At 71.4% G+C, this 12783-nt stretch carries 18 protein-coding genes; 6 read left to right on the forward strand and 12 right to left on the reverse strand.

All coding sequences use genetic code 11. The features are described from left to right. Positions 1 to 9: 9 nt before the first annotated feature. Both mnmE and GGQ83_RS02860 read right to left on the reverse strand, forming a co-directional pair. Positions 10 to 1302 (reverse strand): tRNA uridine-5-carboxymethylaminomethyl(34) synthesis GTPase MnmE, encoded by a 1293-nt coding sequence (gene mnmE, locus GGQ83_RS02855; RefSeq protein ID WP_184382080.1) that lies wholly within the window; start codon positions 1300 to 1302, stop codon positions 10 to 12. Beyond that, positions 1299 to 1652, reverse strand: a complete 354-nt coding sequence (locus GGQ83_RS02860; protein WP_242534839.1) for a (2Fe-2S) ferredoxin domain-containing protein — start codon at positions 1650 to 1652, stop codon at positions 1299 to 1301. The genes mnmE and GGQ83_RS02860 overlap by 4 nt, the downstream gene beginning before the upstream one ends. Before the next feature lie 129 nt (positions 1653 to 1781). Between GGQ83_RS02860 and GGQ83_RS02865 the strand changes: the two genes are divergently transcribed. Further along, positions 1782 to 2252 carry a methylated-DNA--[protein]-cysteine S-methyltransferase gene (locus GGQ83_RS02865; RefSeq protein WP_184382082.1) on the forward strand — a complete coding sequence of 157 codons (471 nt, stop codon included), beginning with the start codon at positions 1782 to 1784 and terminating at the stop codon, positions 2250 to 2252. Next, positions 2249 to 3223 (forward strand): quinone oxidoreductase family protein, encoded by a 975-nt coding sequence (locus GGQ83_RS02870; protein WP_184382083.1) that lies wholly within the window; start codon positions 2249 to 2251, stop codon positions 3221 to 3223. Before GGQ83_RS02865 ends, GGQ83_RS02870 begins: the two co-directional genes overlap by 4 nt. A 61-nt stretch (positions 3224 to 3284) precedes the next feature. Here GGQ83_RS02870 and GGQ83_RS02875 read toward each other — a convergent pair whose 3' ends face one another. Then, on the reverse strand, positions 3285 to 3656 hold the full coding sequence (locus GGQ83_RS02875) for a hypothetical protein (protein WP_184382084.1): 372 nt from the start codon (positions 3654 to 3656) through the stop codon (positions 3285 to 3287). A 74-nt stretch (positions 3657 to 3730) separates the two neighbouring features. Here GGQ83_RS02875 and GGQ83_RS02880 point away from each other — a divergent pair, with 74 nt between their 5' ends. After that, positions 3731 to 4240, forward strand: a complete 510-nt coding sequence (locus tag GGQ83_RS02880) for an AAA family ATPase (protein WP_184382085.1) — start codon at positions 3731 to 3733, stop codon at positions 4238 to 4240. 22 nt (positions 4241 to 4262) lie between these two features. Here the strand turns inward: GGQ83_RS02880 and GGQ83_RS02885 are convergent, their stop codons facing one another. Both GGQ83_RS02885 and GGQ83_RS02890 read right to left on the reverse strand, forming a co-directional pair. After that, a complete protein-coding gene (locus tag GGQ83_RS02885; protein WP_184382086.1) occupies positions 4263 to 4682 on the reverse strand; it encodes a CBS domain-containing protein in 420 nt (139 codons plus the stop codon). Positions 4683 to 4801: 119 nt separating this feature from the next. Further along, a complete protein-coding gene (locus GGQ83_RS02890) occupies positions 4802 to 5284 on the reverse strand; it encodes a peroxiredoxin (RefSeq protein WP_184382087.1) in 483 nt (160 codons plus the stop codon). Positions 5285 to 5394: 110 nt separating this feature from the next. On the opposite strand from GGQ83_RS02890, the gene GGQ83_RS02895 reads away from it, so the two are divergent. Next, positions 5395 to 5991 (forward strand): YqgE/AlgH family protein, encoded by a 597-nt coding sequence (locus tag GGQ83_RS02895; protein ID WP_184382088.1) that lies wholly within the window; start codon positions 5395 to 5397, stop codon positions 5989 to 5991. Between the two features lie 113 nt (positions 5992 to 6104). Here GGQ83_RS02895 and GGQ83_RS02900 read toward each other — a convergent pair whose 3' ends face one another. Further along, positions 6105 to 6971, reverse strand: coding sequence for a TIGR01459 family HAD-type hydrolase (locus GGQ83_RS02900; protein ID WP_311727049.1), 867 nt, complete (start codon positions 6969 to 6971; stop codon positions 6105 to 6107). Next, on the reverse strand, positions 6968 to 8014 hold the full coding sequence (locus tag GGQ83_RS02905; protein ID WP_184382089.1) for a quinone-dependent dihydroorotate dehydrogenase: 1047 nt from the start codon (positions 8012 to 8014) through the stop codon (positions 6968 to 6970). Before GGQ83_RS02905 ends, GGQ83_RS02900 begins: the two co-directional genes overlap by 4 nt. Positions 8015 to 8119: 105 nt before the next feature. Here GGQ83_RS02905 and GGQ83_RS02910 point away from each other — a divergent pair, with 105 nt between their 5' ends. After that, positions 8120 to 8995, forward strand: a complete 876-nt coding sequence (locus tag GGQ83_RS02910; RefSeq protein ID WP_184382090.1) for a DMT family transporter — start codon at positions 8120 to 8122, stop codon at positions 8993 to 8995. On the opposite strand, the gene GGQ83_RS02915 is transcribed toward GGQ83_RS02910, so the two are convergent. The 3 genes from GGQ83_RS02915 to GGQ83_RS02925 all read right to left on the reverse strand — a co-directional run bounded on the left by GGQ83_RS02915 (position 8968) and on the right by GGQ83_RS02925 (position 10284). Next, positions 8968 to 9324, reverse strand: coding sequence for a DUF952 domain-containing protein (locus tag GGQ83_RS02915; protein ID WP_184382091.1), 357 nt, complete (start codon positions 9322 to 9324; stop codon positions 8968 to 8970). The genes GGQ83_RS02910 and GGQ83_RS02915 overlap by 28 nt on opposite strands. A gap of 178 nt (positions 9325 to 9502) precedes the next feature. Then, positions 9503 to 9979: a cell wall hydrolase gene (locus GGQ83_RS02920; protein ID WP_184382092.1), complete on the reverse strand. Its 477-nt coding sequence runs from the start codon at positions 9977 to 9979 to the stop codon at positions 9503 to 9505. After that, positions 9976 to 10284 carry a hypothetical protein gene (locus GGQ83_RS02925; protein WP_184382093.1) on the reverse strand — a complete coding sequence of 103 codons (309 nt, stop codon included), beginning with the start codon at positions 10282 to 10284 and terminating at the stop codon, positions 9976 to 9978. Before GGQ83_RS02925 ends, GGQ83_RS02920 begins: the two co-directional genes overlap by 4 nt. A gap of 72 nt (positions 10285 to 10356) precedes the next feature. Between GGQ83_RS02925 and GGQ83_RS02930 the strand changes: the two genes are divergently transcribed. Then, positions 10357 to 10587 carry a hypothetical protein gene (locus GGQ83_RS02930; RefSeq protein WP_184382094.1) on the forward strand — a complete coding sequence of 77 codons (231 nt, stop codon included), beginning with the start codon at positions 10357 to 10359 and terminating at the stop codon, positions 10585 to 10587. Positions 10588 to 10831: 244 nt separating this feature from the next. On the opposite strand, the gene terL is transcribed toward GGQ83_RS02930, so the two are convergent. Both terL and GGQ83_RS02940 read right to left on the reverse strand, forming a co-directional pair. Then, positions 10832 to 12244 (reverse strand): phage terminase large subunit, encoded by a 1413-nt coding sequence (gene terL, locus GGQ83_RS02935; RefSeq protein WP_184382095.1) that lies wholly within the window; start codon positions 12242 to 12244, stop codon positions 10832 to 10834. Then, positions 12228 to 12428, reverse strand: coding sequence for a hypothetical protein (locus GGQ83_RS02940; protein WP_184382096.1), 201 nt, complete (start codon positions 12426 to 12428; stop codon positions 12228 to 12230). Before GGQ83_RS02940 ends, terL begins: the two co-directional genes overlap by 17 nt. Between the last annotated feature and the right edge of the window lie 355 nt (positions 12429 to 12783).

The raw sequence follows: 12783 nt of genomic DNA on the forward strand, positions 1-12783 counted from the left end.
ATAGCACCGCTACTTGCCGATGCAGAACTCGCCGAACACCAGGTCCAGCACCTGCTCCACATCCACCCGTCCCGTCAGGCGCGACAACCCGCGCAGCGCGCCGCGCAGCGCCTCGGCGCGCAACTCGGGCATGGGGGCGATGGGCAGGCGGTCGAGCCATTCCACCGTCTCGCCCAGGGCGGCGCGGTGGCGGGGGCGGGTCAGGCCGGCGGCTTCCGAAAGCCCCGCCCTGTCCCGCACCGCCGCCTCCAGCGCCGCGCGCAGCGCGGGCAGGCCGGCACCTGTGTGGGCCGATACGGCCAGCGCGCCCATCATTGTCGTCCCACCCAGATCAGCCTTGGTGGCGACCAGGATGGCGTCCGGCCCTTGCAGTGCCAGGGTGGCGGAATCCGGCGCCGCGTCGCTTGCGAAGGCCAGCAGGCGCAAATCGGCTGCCTCGGCGCGGGCCAGAGCGCGGCGCACCCCTTCGGCTTCGATCTCGTCCGCCGTTTCGCGCAGCCCGGCCGTGTCGGCCAGCGTCACCGGCACGCCGCCCAGTTCGAGGCGCACTTCCACCACATCGCGCGTGGTTCCGGCGCGGGCGGAGACGATGGCGGCCTCGCGCTCCGCCAGCGCGTTCAGCAGCGAGGATTTTCCCGCGTTCGGCGCGCCCAGTATGGCCACGGCCACGCCTTCGCGCAGACGTTCGCCGCGCGGCGCCTCGGCCAGCAGGGCGGCCATTTCCTCGCGCAAAGCCAGGGCATCGGCCGTGACCTGGGCGTCGAGGTCCGAAGGCAGGTCCTCCTCCTCGAACTCGATGAAGGCTTCCTGTCGCGCCAGCAGCCGGGTCAGCCGAGCGGCCCATTCCGCATGGCGCGCGGCCAGCCCGCCCTCGGCCTGGCGCAAGGCCTGGCGCCGCTGCGCTTCGGTCTCTGCGGCGATGAGGTCCGCGATGCCCTCCGCCGCCGTCAGGTCCAGCTTGCCGTTCAGGAAGGCGCGGCGCGTGAATTCGCCCGGCTCGGCCGGGTGCATGCCCAGCGCCACCAGGGCATCCGCCACCGCCGCCACCACCGCCGGCCCGCCATGCAGGTGCAACTCCGCGCTGTCTTCGCCGGTGTAGGAGGCCGGGCCCGGGAACCACAGCACCAGCGCCTGGTCCAGCACCACGCCGCCATGCCGCAGCCGCCGCAGGCTGGCCATTCGCGGTGTCGGGAGCCGGCCCACCAGGGCTTCCAGCACCGCGCCCGCCCCAGGCCCCGAGACGCGCATCACCGCCACCGCTGCCCGCCCCGCCCCGGAGGCGAGGGCGAAGATCGTCCTCACGACTTCGGCGGCGGCACGTCCTTCTCGGTCAGCATCAGCCGCGTGGCGCGGCCGCCCGCCACGAGATGCGCCGAGAGGATCTCATCCACATCCGCTTCCGTTTGCGGGCGATACCAGACGCCCTCGGGATAGATGACGACGGCCGGGCCGAACTCGCAGCGGTCCAGGCAGCCCGCCATGTTCACCCGCACCCGCTTGAGGCCGAGTTCCTTCGCCCGCGCCTTCATGTAGTCGCGCAGCTTCTCGCTGCCCGCGGCCGCGCAGCTGCCGCGCCGATGGCCCTCCGCGCGGCGGTTGCAGCAGACGAAGACATGCGCGTCGAAGTAGAGCGGGGGATCGGCCTCGGCCATGGCAAGCTCCTGCATTCCCCCATGCATGTAGCGGCGCCATGGCCCTGCGCCCAGGGGCTTGAAAACCCCCGCTTGACGCGCGCCCCCGCGGGGTGCTGCATCCCTCCCGTCACTGCAATCTAGGGAAACATGCCTCAGCTCTCGCTGATGACACCGCTGGGTGAACTCACCCTCTCGGAGGAGGACGGCGCCCTTGTCGCCCTCGACTGGGGGCGGGGTCGGGACCAGTCGGCGACAGCGCTGCTGCGCGAGGCAAGGGACCAGCTGCAAGACTATTTTGACGGGCGCCGCCTGCACTTCCAGCTGCCGCTGGCGCCGCACGGCACCCCCTACCAGCGCCGGGTCTGGGCCGCGCTCACCCGCATCCCGCCCGGCGAGACCCGCAGCTATGCCGACATCGCGCGCGAGGTGGCCTCCGTGGCCCGCGCGGTGGGCCAGGCCAATGGCGCGAACCCCATCCCCATCCTGATCCCCTGCCACCGCGTCGTGGCGGCGGGCGGGAAGCTGGGGGGCTATTCCGGCCTCGACGGCCCCAACACCAAGCGCTTCCTCCTCGACCATGAGGCGCGCCATCTCAATCCAGGAGCTTCCGCCCCGTGAACCACAGCATCCGCATCCATGAGCATGGCGGCCCCGAGCAACTGGTGTGGGAGGAGGTGCCGCTCCCCGCGCCCAAGCCCGGCGAGGCGCTGGTGCGCCACAAGGCCGTGGGCCTCAACTTCATTGACGTCTATTTCCGCACCGGCCTCTACAAGCTGCCCAGCCTGCCCGCCACCATCGGCATGGAGGGCGCCGGCATCGTCGAGGCGATCGGCGAGGGCGTGACCGAGGTCGCGGTCGGCGATCGCGTGGCCTATGCCTCCGGGCCCGTCGGCGCCTATGCCGAGGCCCGCACCATCAAGGCCGACCGCCTGGTGAAGATGCCCGACGCCATCGGCTTCGAGGACGCAGCCGCCATGATGCTCCAGGGCATGACGGCGCAATACCTGCTGCGGACCACCTACCGCGTGAAGGCCGGCGAGACGATCCTGGTGCACGCGGCGGCCGGTGGCGTCGGCCTCATCATGTGCCAATGGGCGAAGCATCTGGGCGCCACCGTCATCGGCACCGTCAGCACCGAGGCGAAGGCCGAACTCGCCCGCGCGCATGGCGCCGACCACGTCGTTCTGACGGGCGAGGACCTGCCCGCCGCGGTGAAGAAGATCACCGGCGGGGCCATGCTGCCCGTGGTCTATGACAGCGTGGGCCGCGACACCTTCATGCCCTCGCTCGATTGCCTGGCGCCGCTGGGCTACATGGTCAGCTACGGCAATGCCTCGGGCCCCGTGCCGCCGATTGATATCGGCGTGCTGGCCGCCAAGGGCTCGCTCTACCTGACGCGCCCCACGCTGGCCTCCTACACCGCCAAGCGCGAGGATCTCGTGGCCGTGGCCGAGGACCTGTTTGACGTCGTTACCAAGGGCGCGGTGAAGATGAACGTGAACCAGCGCTACCCGCTGAAGGAGGCCGCCCAGGCGCATCGCGACCTGGAGGCGCGCAAGACCACGGGCAGCACCGTCCTGCTGCCCTGAGCGTCTGATCGCCTTCGGCGCTCCGCGAAGGCGTGAATCAGCCGCCCGACAAAGCCGAAGGCTATGCCTCGGCGCGCTTCGCCGCGCGCCGCAGCACCGCGCAGAGCCGCGAAAAGCTTAGCCAGAAGGCGCCATGGCCCGGCGCATCGTCGGCGCGGCCATTCACCAGCGGCTCGCCCCGCCGCAGCATGCCCAGCCGCGCCTCGACGCGGCCGCGCATGTTCTCCAGGAAGGCATCGGTCGCGGAGAGATACTGCTCCAGCACCTCCGCGGTGATCTCGATCTCGGCATTGGAGCGGCCGGCCGTGGTGAAGCGCTTCAGCGCGCGCGTCTCGGCCAGCAGGGTCAGATGCAGCTTGTGCAGCTCGGTCAGGTGGCGGGTCAGGCGCATCCGGGCCTCCCGCACCTCCTCCGCCGTGGCGTCGCCGGTCATGCTGTCCTCCATTCCCCCGCGAGGGTGCGGCAGCAGGCTTAACGGATGCTTATGATCGCCCCAGGAACACCATCATGCTCATCGTCTTCAGCGGCCTGCCGGGAACGGGCAAGACCACGATCTCGCGGGGGATCGCGCGTCGTCGCCATGCGATGCACCTCCGCATCGACGTGATCGAGCAGGCCATCCGCAACGCCGGGGTGTTGGCTGGCGAGGTGGGCACCGCAGGCTATGGCGTGGCCAATGCCCTGGCCGAGGCCAACCTCGCCGCCGGCCTCGCCGTGGTGGCGGATTGCGTGAACCCCGTGCGGGAAAGCCGCGCCGGCTGGCAGGCGGTGGCCGCGCGAAGGAGCGTTCCGCTGGTGCAGGTGCTGGTGGTCTGTTCCGACGTGGCGGAACACCGCCGCCGGGTCGAGGAGCGGGTCTCGGACCTGCCGGGCCTTGTCCCGCCGGACTGGCACTCTGTGACCCACCGCCGGTTCGAGGCCTGGGAGGGGCCGCATCTCCGCCTCGACACGGCCATGCTCAGCCCCGCCGAGGCCATCGAGCGTGTCGAGGCCCATATCGCGGCCTTGCGGGCGTGACGATCGCGGGGCTGCTGCGGCGCTACCGGATCACCTCGAAATACCCCGTCTCCTCGTCCATCCGCCCATGCTCTTCCGTGCGGAAATCGTAGCGTGACACGATGCCCAGCACCCGGCCTTCTTCCACCACCGGCAGGTGACGGAAGCCGCCATCATTCATCAGGCGCAGCGCCTCTATGGCGCGATCCTGTGCGCGGAGCGTGGTGGGGGATTTGGTCATCACCTGGCCGAGCGCGGTGCGGGCGGGGTCCATCTCCCGCGCCAGGCAGAGCACGGCGTCACGCCCGGTGAAGACGCCGGCGAGCTTGCCGTGCTCCACCACCAGCACCGCGCCCACGCGGCGGCGGTGCATGGCGATGCAGGCTTCCTGCACGGTGGCGCCCGGTGGCATCGCCAGCGGGTCCTGGTGGCGGACCATCTCCGCCATGGTGCGCGTCTTCATGTCTTGGCCCTCCCGAATGCACTGTCCGGAAGGATAACATGACAGGCGCGTGAAGGTTCTTGCGTTGCCGCAAGACCCCCACCGCTTTTCAATTCCAGCGCATGAAGCGCTGGATGCGCTCAGAGCGCGGCGAGAACCGCCTCGGCGCTGCTGACCTCGAAGGCGCCCGGCGCCTCCACGGCCACATGCGTCACCACGCCGTTCTTCGCCACCAGCACGAAGCGCTGCGCGCGCACGCCCAGGCCGCGGGCCGTCAGGTCGAACTCGAGGCCCATCGCCTTGGTGAAGGCGGCGCTGCCATCGGCCAGCATGGCCACGTTCTCGCCCACGCCCTGGTCCTTGCCCCAGGCGCCCATGACGAAGACGTCGTTCACCGCCATGCAGGCCACGGTGTCCACGCCCTTGCCCTTGATGGCGGCGATGTTGGTCACGAAGCCCGGGAGATGCTTGGCCGAGCAGGTGGGGGTGAAGGCACCCGGCACGCCGAACAGGACCACGGTCTTGCCGCCGAAGAGCTCCTCGGTGGTCACCTCCTTGGGGCCTTCGGCGCTCGCCATCATCAGCTTGGCCGAGGGGATGCTGTCACCGACCTTGATCGTCATGGGGGATTTCCTCCTGTGCGGAGTGGCCCGTTTAGAACAGAACCGGCGCCAAGAGAATGCGGCGCCGCCCGCGGCTTGCAGCCGGCCCGCCCGCGCGCCATCTCTGTGCCATGGCACAGCAGGACTCCCTCGACCCCCTAGACCCCGTTGGCGGCGACACCCTCTCTGGGCAGCTGCTCATCGCGATGCCCTCCATGCGCGACAGCCGCTTCGCCCGCAGCGTGATCTGCATCTGCGCCCATTCGCCCGAGGGGGCCATGGGCCTCGTCCTCAACCGCCCCATCCAGAAGCTCAGCTTCGATGCGCTGCTGCGCCAGGTGGGGGTGGAGGCGGTGCCGCCGCAGCGCGACATCCGCCTGCTGAATGGCGGGCCGGTGGATGAGGGGCGCGGCTTCGTGCTGCACACCAATGAATGGCGCGAGGAGGGCTCGCTGCCCGTCGAGGGCGGCTTCGCCATCACCGCGAACGTGGACATCCTGAAGGCCATCGCCGAGGGCAGCGGCCCGCGCCAATGCGTGCTGGCGCTGGGCTATGCCGGCTGGGGCCCGGGGCAGCTCGACGCCGAGATCGCGGAAAACGCCTGGCTCATCGCGCCCCCGGACGAGGCGCTGCTGTTCGACACGGAACTCAAGACGAAGTGGGACCGCGCCATGTCGAAGCTGCGCGTGGACCCCAGCCGCATCGTGGGCGCGGCCGGGCACGCCTGACCGCGTCCGATCCGTCGCGGCGCAGGCGCGGCGGTAAAGCGGCCGCGCAAAAGCCCGTCCGATCCGTCGCGGCGCGGCCGCGGCGGTGAATCGGCCGCGCAGAAAGCCCGCCCCTACCAGCGCAGGCTGCGCAGCGCCCCCAACGGGCGCACGCCCTCTTCCTCCGCCACGCGCGCCAGGACCTCCGACGACGGGTCATCGCCATGGGCATTGGCCGTCAGGCCCGTCATGGCCCAGAGGCTGTCCATCCCCGCCGCGGCGGCGCCGGCCAGGTCGGTGTGGGGCGTGTCGCCCACCGCCACCACGCGGGCGCGGTCGGTCATCTCCAGCGCCTCCATGACGGGGCCATAGACGGCCGGGTCGGGCTTGCCGACCTCGAAGACATCGCCACCCCAGCCCAGGTAGATGTCGGCCAGCGCGCCCGCGCAGATCAGCTTGTCCGTGCCCACCATCACCGCGCGGTCGGGGTTCACGCAGACCATGGGCAGCTTGGCCGCGAAGCAGCGTTCCAGGGCGGGGCGATAGGCCTCGACGGAATGCGAGCCGCGGTCCGGGTCGGGGCCGGTGTTGAGCAGGAAGTCGGCTTCCTCAGGTGTGGCGACCAGCTCGGCCGCGCCGTCCTCGGCCACCGAGAGATCGCGCTCCGGCCCGATGTGGAAGCCGCGCGGGCCGAACTTGCGGAACCAGCCCTCCGGCCGGTGCTTCAGCCAGAGCCAGGAGACCTCGCCCGAGGAGATGATGCCGTCATACAGCCCGCGCTCCAGCCCCATCTTGTCCAGCATGCCCTGGATGAACCAGGCGCGGCGCGGCGCGTTGGTCAGGAAGACGATGCGCTTGCCGCGCTGCCGCAGCATGGCCAGGCATTCAGACACGCCCGGGTAGAGGGCGCGGCCATCATGCACCACGCCCCAGAGGTCCAGCACGTAGCCGTCATAGCGGTCGGCCAGGGGTTCCAGGCCTTCGTAGATCTTGATCGTCACGCGTCCACTCCCACGGCATCGGCCACGCGCGCGAAACCGTCGCGCGCCAGCAGCCCCGCCAATTCCCGCTTGATCCGTCCCACCAGGGCCGGGCCGCCATAGGCGAAGCCCGTGTAGAGCTGCACCAGGGTCGCCCCCGCGCGGATCTTCGCATAGGCCTGTTCGCCGCTGGCCACGCCGCCGGCGCCCACCAGCACCAGCCTCCCGCCCGCCAGCCGCCGCACGGCCCGCAGCACCTCGGTGGAGCGCTGGAAGAGCGGCGCGCCGGAGAGCCCTCCCGCCTCGCCCCTGGCCGCGCCGCGCAGCGTCTCCGGCCGGGCGATGGTGGTGTTGGAGATGATGAGGCCCGCCACACCCGCCGCCACGCAGACCTCGACCAGCGGCCCCAGGGCATCGTCGGCAAGGTCCGGCGCCAGCTTCACCAGCACGGGCTTGCCCAGCGTCGGCGGCGCAACGGCGGCGAGGATGGAGGCGAGCCTCGCCTCCCCCTGCAAATCCCGCAGCCCGGGCGTGTTGGGGGATGAGATGTTGATGGTGACGTAGTCCGCCAGCGGCGCCACGGCGCGGCAGAGCGCGGGGTAGTCGCGCTCCGGGTCCGCGCCCTCCTTGTTCACGCCCACATTGGCGCCCAGCACGCCTGGCAGTGGGCGCGGCAGGGCGCGCAGGCGGCCCAGGTAGGCGTCGAGGCCCCCGTTGTTGAAGCCCATGCGGTTGATCACCGCCGCGTCCTCCGCCAGGCGGAACAGGCGCGGGCGCGGGTTGCCCGCCTGGGGGCGGGGGGTGACGGTGCCGGCCTCCACGAAGCCGAAGCCCAGGCGCAGCAGGGGCAGCACCGCCACCGCATCCTTGTCGAAGCCCGCCGCCAGCCCGATGGGGTTGCGGAAATCGAGGCCCAGGGCCTGGACCGCCAGTGACGGCGCATCGGGCGCGGAATCCGTCCCCGCCAGCCCCGCCGCCAGCCCGCGCAGGGCGAGGCCATGGGCGGTCTCGGCGTCGAGCAGCCGCAGCGCGGGGGTCAGGGCGGAGGCGAGGGCGGGTGTCATGTCGCGGGGCAGATACCGCAGATCCGTGCGTTGACACAGGGGCAGGCGGGCCGGACATGCTGTCCTTCACACGGCAGGAAGGAACGGGATGTGAAGGGGCCGGTCATGCTCATGACCGGGATCGCGATGTTCGGCGTGCTCGACGCCAACAGCAAGATCCTGTCGGCGGAATACAGCGCGGCCCAGGCCATTTTCCTGCGCCATGTCACCCTGCTGGCGCTGCTGCTGGGGCTGCGCGCCCTGTGGCGCGAGGCGGGCGGGTCGCTCCGCACGCGCCACCCCTTCCTGCACGGGCTACGGGCGGTGGCCATGCTGTTCTCGGGCCTGCTGTTCTTCCTGGCCTTCCGGCATTTGCCGCTGGCGCTGGGCTACCTGGTCTTCTTCACCGCCCCCTTCCTGACATTGGTCATGGCCGCGCTGTTCCTGCGCGAGGAAGTGCCGCGCGCGGCCTGGATCTGGTCCGGCGTGGGGTTCGGCGGCGTCATCATCGCGCTGGTGCCGCAGATCGGCGGAGGGGCGAGCCTGCTCGGGTTGGGCTATGCGCTGTTGGGCACGGTCTGCTACGCCACCAACATCACCATCAACCGGGGCCTGCGCGCCGAGGCGGGGCTGGCGCGGCTGATCTTCTGGCCCTCGCTGCTGGGGCTGCTGGCCATGGCGCCCTTCGCCTGGGGCGCCTGGGTGCCGCCCGATGCCGAGGGCTGGGCGCGGCTGACGGTGAACGGCGTGATCGCGGGCGGCGCGACGCTGCTGCTGGCGCTGGCCTTCCGCCATGCCTCGCCGGCGCGGCTGGCGCCCTTCGAATTCATCGCCCTGCCCTGGTCGGTGGTGCTGGACTATGCGGTGTTCGGCAACACGCCGGGGCTGGCCGTCATCCTGGGCGGGGCCGTGGTGGTGCTGGCCTGCCTGATGAGCGAACGCGCGGTGATCGCGGCCGCGCGAAGGCCGTCGCGTCAGGGAACATCCTCCGGGAAGGCGTGACGGCCTTCCGCGTCCAAGGGCACATGCAGCGCCCGCCGCACGGCCGAGAGCGGCAGGGGCGCGTAGAGATGCGGGAACAGGCCGGGGCGCGAACTGCCGGAGGCCGGCTCCCAGCGCAGCGCATCGCCGAGCGCCGCGCATTCGGCCTCGATCATCCAGAGATCCGCCTCGCCCGCGCGGTGCTTGGCGGCGGTGGCGCGGAGCTGGGCGGCGGTGGAGAAATGCAGGAAGCCGTCCCGCCGGTCATCGGCGCTGCCGCGGTATTCGCCGTGCGTCTCCGCCTCACGCCAATCGGCGCCGCGGATGAGGGTGTAGATGAAGCGTTCCATTCGCGCCGATTAGCGTCTGATCGCCTTTGGCGGAACGCCAAAGGCGTGAATCAGCCGCTTGGCGAGGTCTGATCGCCTTTGGTGGAACGCCAAAGGCGTGAATCAGCCGCTTGGCGAGGTCTGATCGCCTTTGGTGGAACGCCAAAGGCGTGAATCAGCCGCTTGGCGACACAACAGCTCATTCGGCCTCCGCGTAGAAGCACAGGCCCCCCGTCGCCAGCCGCGGCACGCGCCCCATGGCCCAGCGCGGCAAGACTTCCTCGGCATGCCACAGCACCGCACCACCCGTCGCGTCCGGCAGGGTGCCCGCCATGGCGCGGCGCGCGATGCGGCGGCAGACGGCCAGCGCCGGGTCCGCCTCGGGCGGGGCCAGGAAGCGCGCATGGTCCGGGTGGTGTGGGTGGCGCGTGGGGAACTGGAAGGGTGCCCGCAGCACCGCCAGCAGGGCGCGGGCGGTGCTGGAGGGGTGTTCCCCGCCGGCATAGCGCAACGCGGCGTCCGGGCAGGCCAGGGCAAGCCGCGCGCGGGTCAATGCCATGGCGGCCAGCGCCTCGATGGCGCGCGCCGGACGCCCGCCCGCCTCGGCGTAGAGGATGCGCGCCAGCAAGGCTTCCGCGGCCTCGGTCGCGGTCATGGCGGCGGGGGCGGCGCTCATCGGCCGAACCCCCCGTCGCGGCGCAGGTCCTCCAGCTTCTCCTCGATGCGGAGGAGCTGTTCCGTCAGCCGCTGGTCCACGTCGCGGATGAGGGAGAGGGGCACATAGGTCCGCGCCACCTCCAGCTTGAAATCGGTCAGTTCCTGGCGCGTGCGGGCCAGGCCGTCCATCTCGCGCCGGTCGCCATGTTCGATCCGCTGGTCGAGGTCGCGCTTGATGCCCAGGACCAGCCACAGCAGCAGGACCGAGACCGGCGCCTCGGCCAGGCGAAGCAGCATGTGCGGCTCCAGTTCGAGGATGTTCATGACATCTCCTTGCGGTGGGCGCGGGGCCGCCCCACAACGGGGCGGACCCCGGAGAGGGGGTATGGAGGGGCGATGTGGAACGAGCCGTATCTCGAGACCTGCTGCCGCTCGGCCCTGCACCGGCTGACGCTGGTGCGGCAGCACGGCCGCCCGCCGGGCCTGGCGGACGAACCCTGCCTGCGACGGCTTTCCACGATGGGGCTGGCCGGGCTGGGGCCTGACGGACGCTTCGCGATCACGCCCGCGGGGCGGGAGCGCCACGCGAGTGAAATTCTGAAGACACCCCGCGCCCGATCGGCGTAGGCGCGGCCGCAGCCGTGAATCGGCCGCGTGGCAAAGCGCCCGATCGGCGTAGGCGCAGCCGCAGCCGTGAATCGGCCGCGCGGCAAAGCGTCCGATCGGCGTAGGCGCGGCCGCAGCCGTGAATCGGCCGCGCGGCAAAGCGTCCGATCGGCGTAGGCGCAGCCGCAGCCGTGAATCGGCCGCGCGGCAAAGCGTCCGATCGGCGTAGGCGCAGCCGCAGCCGTGAATCGGCCGCGCAACACACCTAACCGCGCCAGCTCGGCCCGCGGGGTTGCGGCGGCAGGGCCGGCATCCGCACCGGTTCGGCCAGGATGGCGCCGGCCACGGCGTCCAGCGCGTCGTCGCGCGCGCCCTTCGCGTCCGGGCGCCATTCCGCCATCTCGCGCGCGAAGGCCGAGGTCATCACGCCCTCATGCGCGTAGAGGCGGCGGGCGGCCAGCAGCGGGTCGAAGGCGGCCAGGATGCGCTCCGCCTTGGGGCGGTGGCTGGCGTGTTCCAGCACCTGGCAGGCGGCCCCGGCGCGCGCCATCTCACGCTTGAGCAAGGCGGGCAGGAAGCGGCCCAGCCCGTTGGTCTCGACCCGCACCACCGGCAATTGCAGGTCCCGCGCCAGCGCCGCCACCTGGCGGCACTGCTGCGTGGCGGGGTCGTCCGGAGCGTCGGCACGCTGGGTGATCCACTCCACGCGATGGATGAAGTGGTGGTTCTCCCCATCCATGTAGGTGGCGGCGAGGACGGAGCCGTCGCCCCCCTTCTCGCGCCCGAAGGCCGGGTCCCAGAAGCCGCCGCCCGAGACCATGCGCCGCCCGAGCAGCCAGAGCTGCGGGCGGCCCTGCGCCTCGACATATTCCGTCTGCTCCGCGTAGCGCAGCAGCAGCGCGGGATCGAGCCGCGCGGCCGCGGCGGGCACGGGTTGCAGCAGCATCTGCCGGGCGAAGTGCATGGGACCCACGCGTCGGCGGATGGCGGCGATGGCGGGCTCGGAAAAGCGCTCGGGCCAGGCGCTGCGGCCCTCGGCGTCCAGGATGGGCACTTCCAGCCGGGCATAGCCGCGCAGGAAGTCGTCGCCGGGGCGGTAGAGGCTCTCCTCCGTGTGCGGCGTGCCGACGTAGAGGATGGCGCCGCCCGGCGTCAGGATGAACTCGGTCTCCGCCAGGCGTTCGCGCAGCTCGTGGCGCTTGCCGGGCGTGTCGCAATTGCCCGGCACCTCCACGTCGTCGCAGATGATGAGGTCCGCGCGCGCGCCGGTGATGTTGCCCTGCAGCCCCTGCGCGAACATCGAGGGGTCGCGCAGGGCGGAGCGCCGCGATACGGTGAAGCGGTCGGTGGCCCAGGCCTCGCCGTCCTCGGGCAGAAGCGGGCGGCAGAGCGGGTGGCGCTCCAGCACGCGGCGCACATGCGCCACCATGCGCGCGGCGAGCGACTGTTCGGCCGCCAGCACCATGATCCGCAGCTCCGGGTTGCGATACAGCGACCAGGCGCAGAGCAGCCCCACCAGCGTGGATTTCCCGCAGCCGCGGAAGGCCATCAGCAGCATGCGGTTCGACGGCCGGCCCTCCAGCCAGAGCAGGATGCGGCGGTGGAGGGCGGGCGTCCTCAACTCCTGGGCGCGGTTCCACATCCAGGTGAATTCCAGCAGGTCAGCCGGCTTCTCCATCGCGTGCGGTGTCCTCCCCCGTGTCGCTGTCCTGGTCCATCTGGTGGCGGGCTTCGTGCAGCAGGTTCTCGGTGTCGGCCTCCGTCGTCTCGGCGGGTGTGTCGGCGAGCTTGATGATCTGTTCGATATGCGACAGCGGGGCATGCCGCGCTCGCCCCAGATGCGGAGGATGCGCGCGTGGCACAGTTCGATGCGCCGCTGGCGGTAGAGGCGGTCGAGGCATTTCACCACGTCATCCGGGTCGCAGGGGCGCAGCGCCGCGCCCTTGCCGGGGCTGATGCGCGCGCCGTCGCGCCGGGCGGTCAGGGCGGCCATGATCCAGAACCAGGCCTCCTCCGCGCAGCGAAAGGGTTCGGCCTTGGCGAGGCTGGCGAAGACGGGCGAATACCCTGGACGGGGGGGAGGCGGACATCAGCGACACATCCTTCTTGGAGGGAGGCTTGGGGGCGTGCAGCGCCATCGGCCATGCACACTCAGGGTTGTGACTCACCTCCCCGACAGAAAGCAAGATTTTCCTATTGCATCCGGACCAACGACCT

The organism is Roseococcus suduntuyensis (genome assembly GCF_014196305.1).
Lineage (GTDB): Bacteria > Pseudomonadota > Alphaproteobacteria > Acetobacterales > Acetobacteraceae > Roseococcus > Roseococcus suduntuyensis.

Bases quoted from the DNA above. Each gene is read 5' to 3' on its own strand.
- GGQ83_RS02920 (WP_184382092.1), bottom strand. From the start codon at position 9,979: ATGAGCGCCGCCCCCGCCGCCATGACCGCGACCGAGGCCGCGGAAGCC.
- GGQ83_RS02890 (WP_184382087.1), bottom strand. From the start codon at position 5,284: ATGACGATCAAGGTCGGTGACAGCATCCCCTCGGCCAAGCTGATGATG.
- GGQ83_RS02895 (WP_184382088.1), top strand. From the start codon at position 5,395: ATGGCACAGCAGGACTCCCTCGACCCCCTAGACCCCGTTGGCGGCGAC.
- terL (WP_184382095.1), bottom strand. From the start codon at position 12,244: ATGGAGAAGCCGGCTGACCTGCTGGAATTCACCTGGATGTGGAACCGC.
- GGQ83_RS02915 (WP_184382091.1), bottom strand. From the start codon at position 9,324: ATGGAACGCTTCATCTACACCCTCATCCGCGGCGCCGATTGGCGTGAG.
- GGQ83_RS02910 (WP_184382090.1), top strand. From the start codon at position 8,120: ATGCTCATGACCGGGATCGCGATGTTCGGCGTGCTCGACGCCAACAGC.
- GGQ83_RS02865 (WP_184382082.1), top strand. From the start codon at position 1,782: ATGCCTCAGCTCTCGCTGATGACACCGCTGGGTGAACTCACCCTCTCG.
- GGQ83_RS02885 (WP_184382086.1), bottom strand. From the start codon at position 4,682: ATGAAGACGCGCACCATGGCGGAGATGGTCCGCCACCAGGACCCGCTG.
- GGQ83_RS02860 (WP_242534839.1), bottom strand. From the start codon at position 1,652: ATGGCCGAGGCCGATCCCCCGCTCTACTTCGACGCGCATGTCTTCGTC.
- GGQ83_RS02925 (WP_184382093.1), bottom strand. From the start codon at position 10,284: ATGAACATCCTCGAACTGGAGCCGCACATGCTGCTTCGCCTGGCCGAG.
- GGQ83_RS02875 (WP_184382084.1), bottom strand. From the start codon at position 3,656: ATGACCGGCGACGCCACGGCGGAGGAGGTGCGGGAGGCCCGGATGCGC.
- GGQ83_RS02930 (WP_184382094.1), top strand. From the start codon at position 10,357: ATGTGGAACGAGCCGTATCTCGAGACCTGCTGCCGCTCGGCCCTGCAC.
- GGQ83_RS02880 (WP_184382085.1), top strand. From the start codon at position 3,731: ATGCTCATCGTCTTCAGCGGCCTGCCGGGAACGGGCAAGACCACGATC.
- GGQ83_RS02905 (WP_184382089.1), bottom strand. From the start codon at position 8,014: ATGACACCCGCCCTCGCCTCCGCCCTGACCCCCGCGCTGCGGCTGCTC.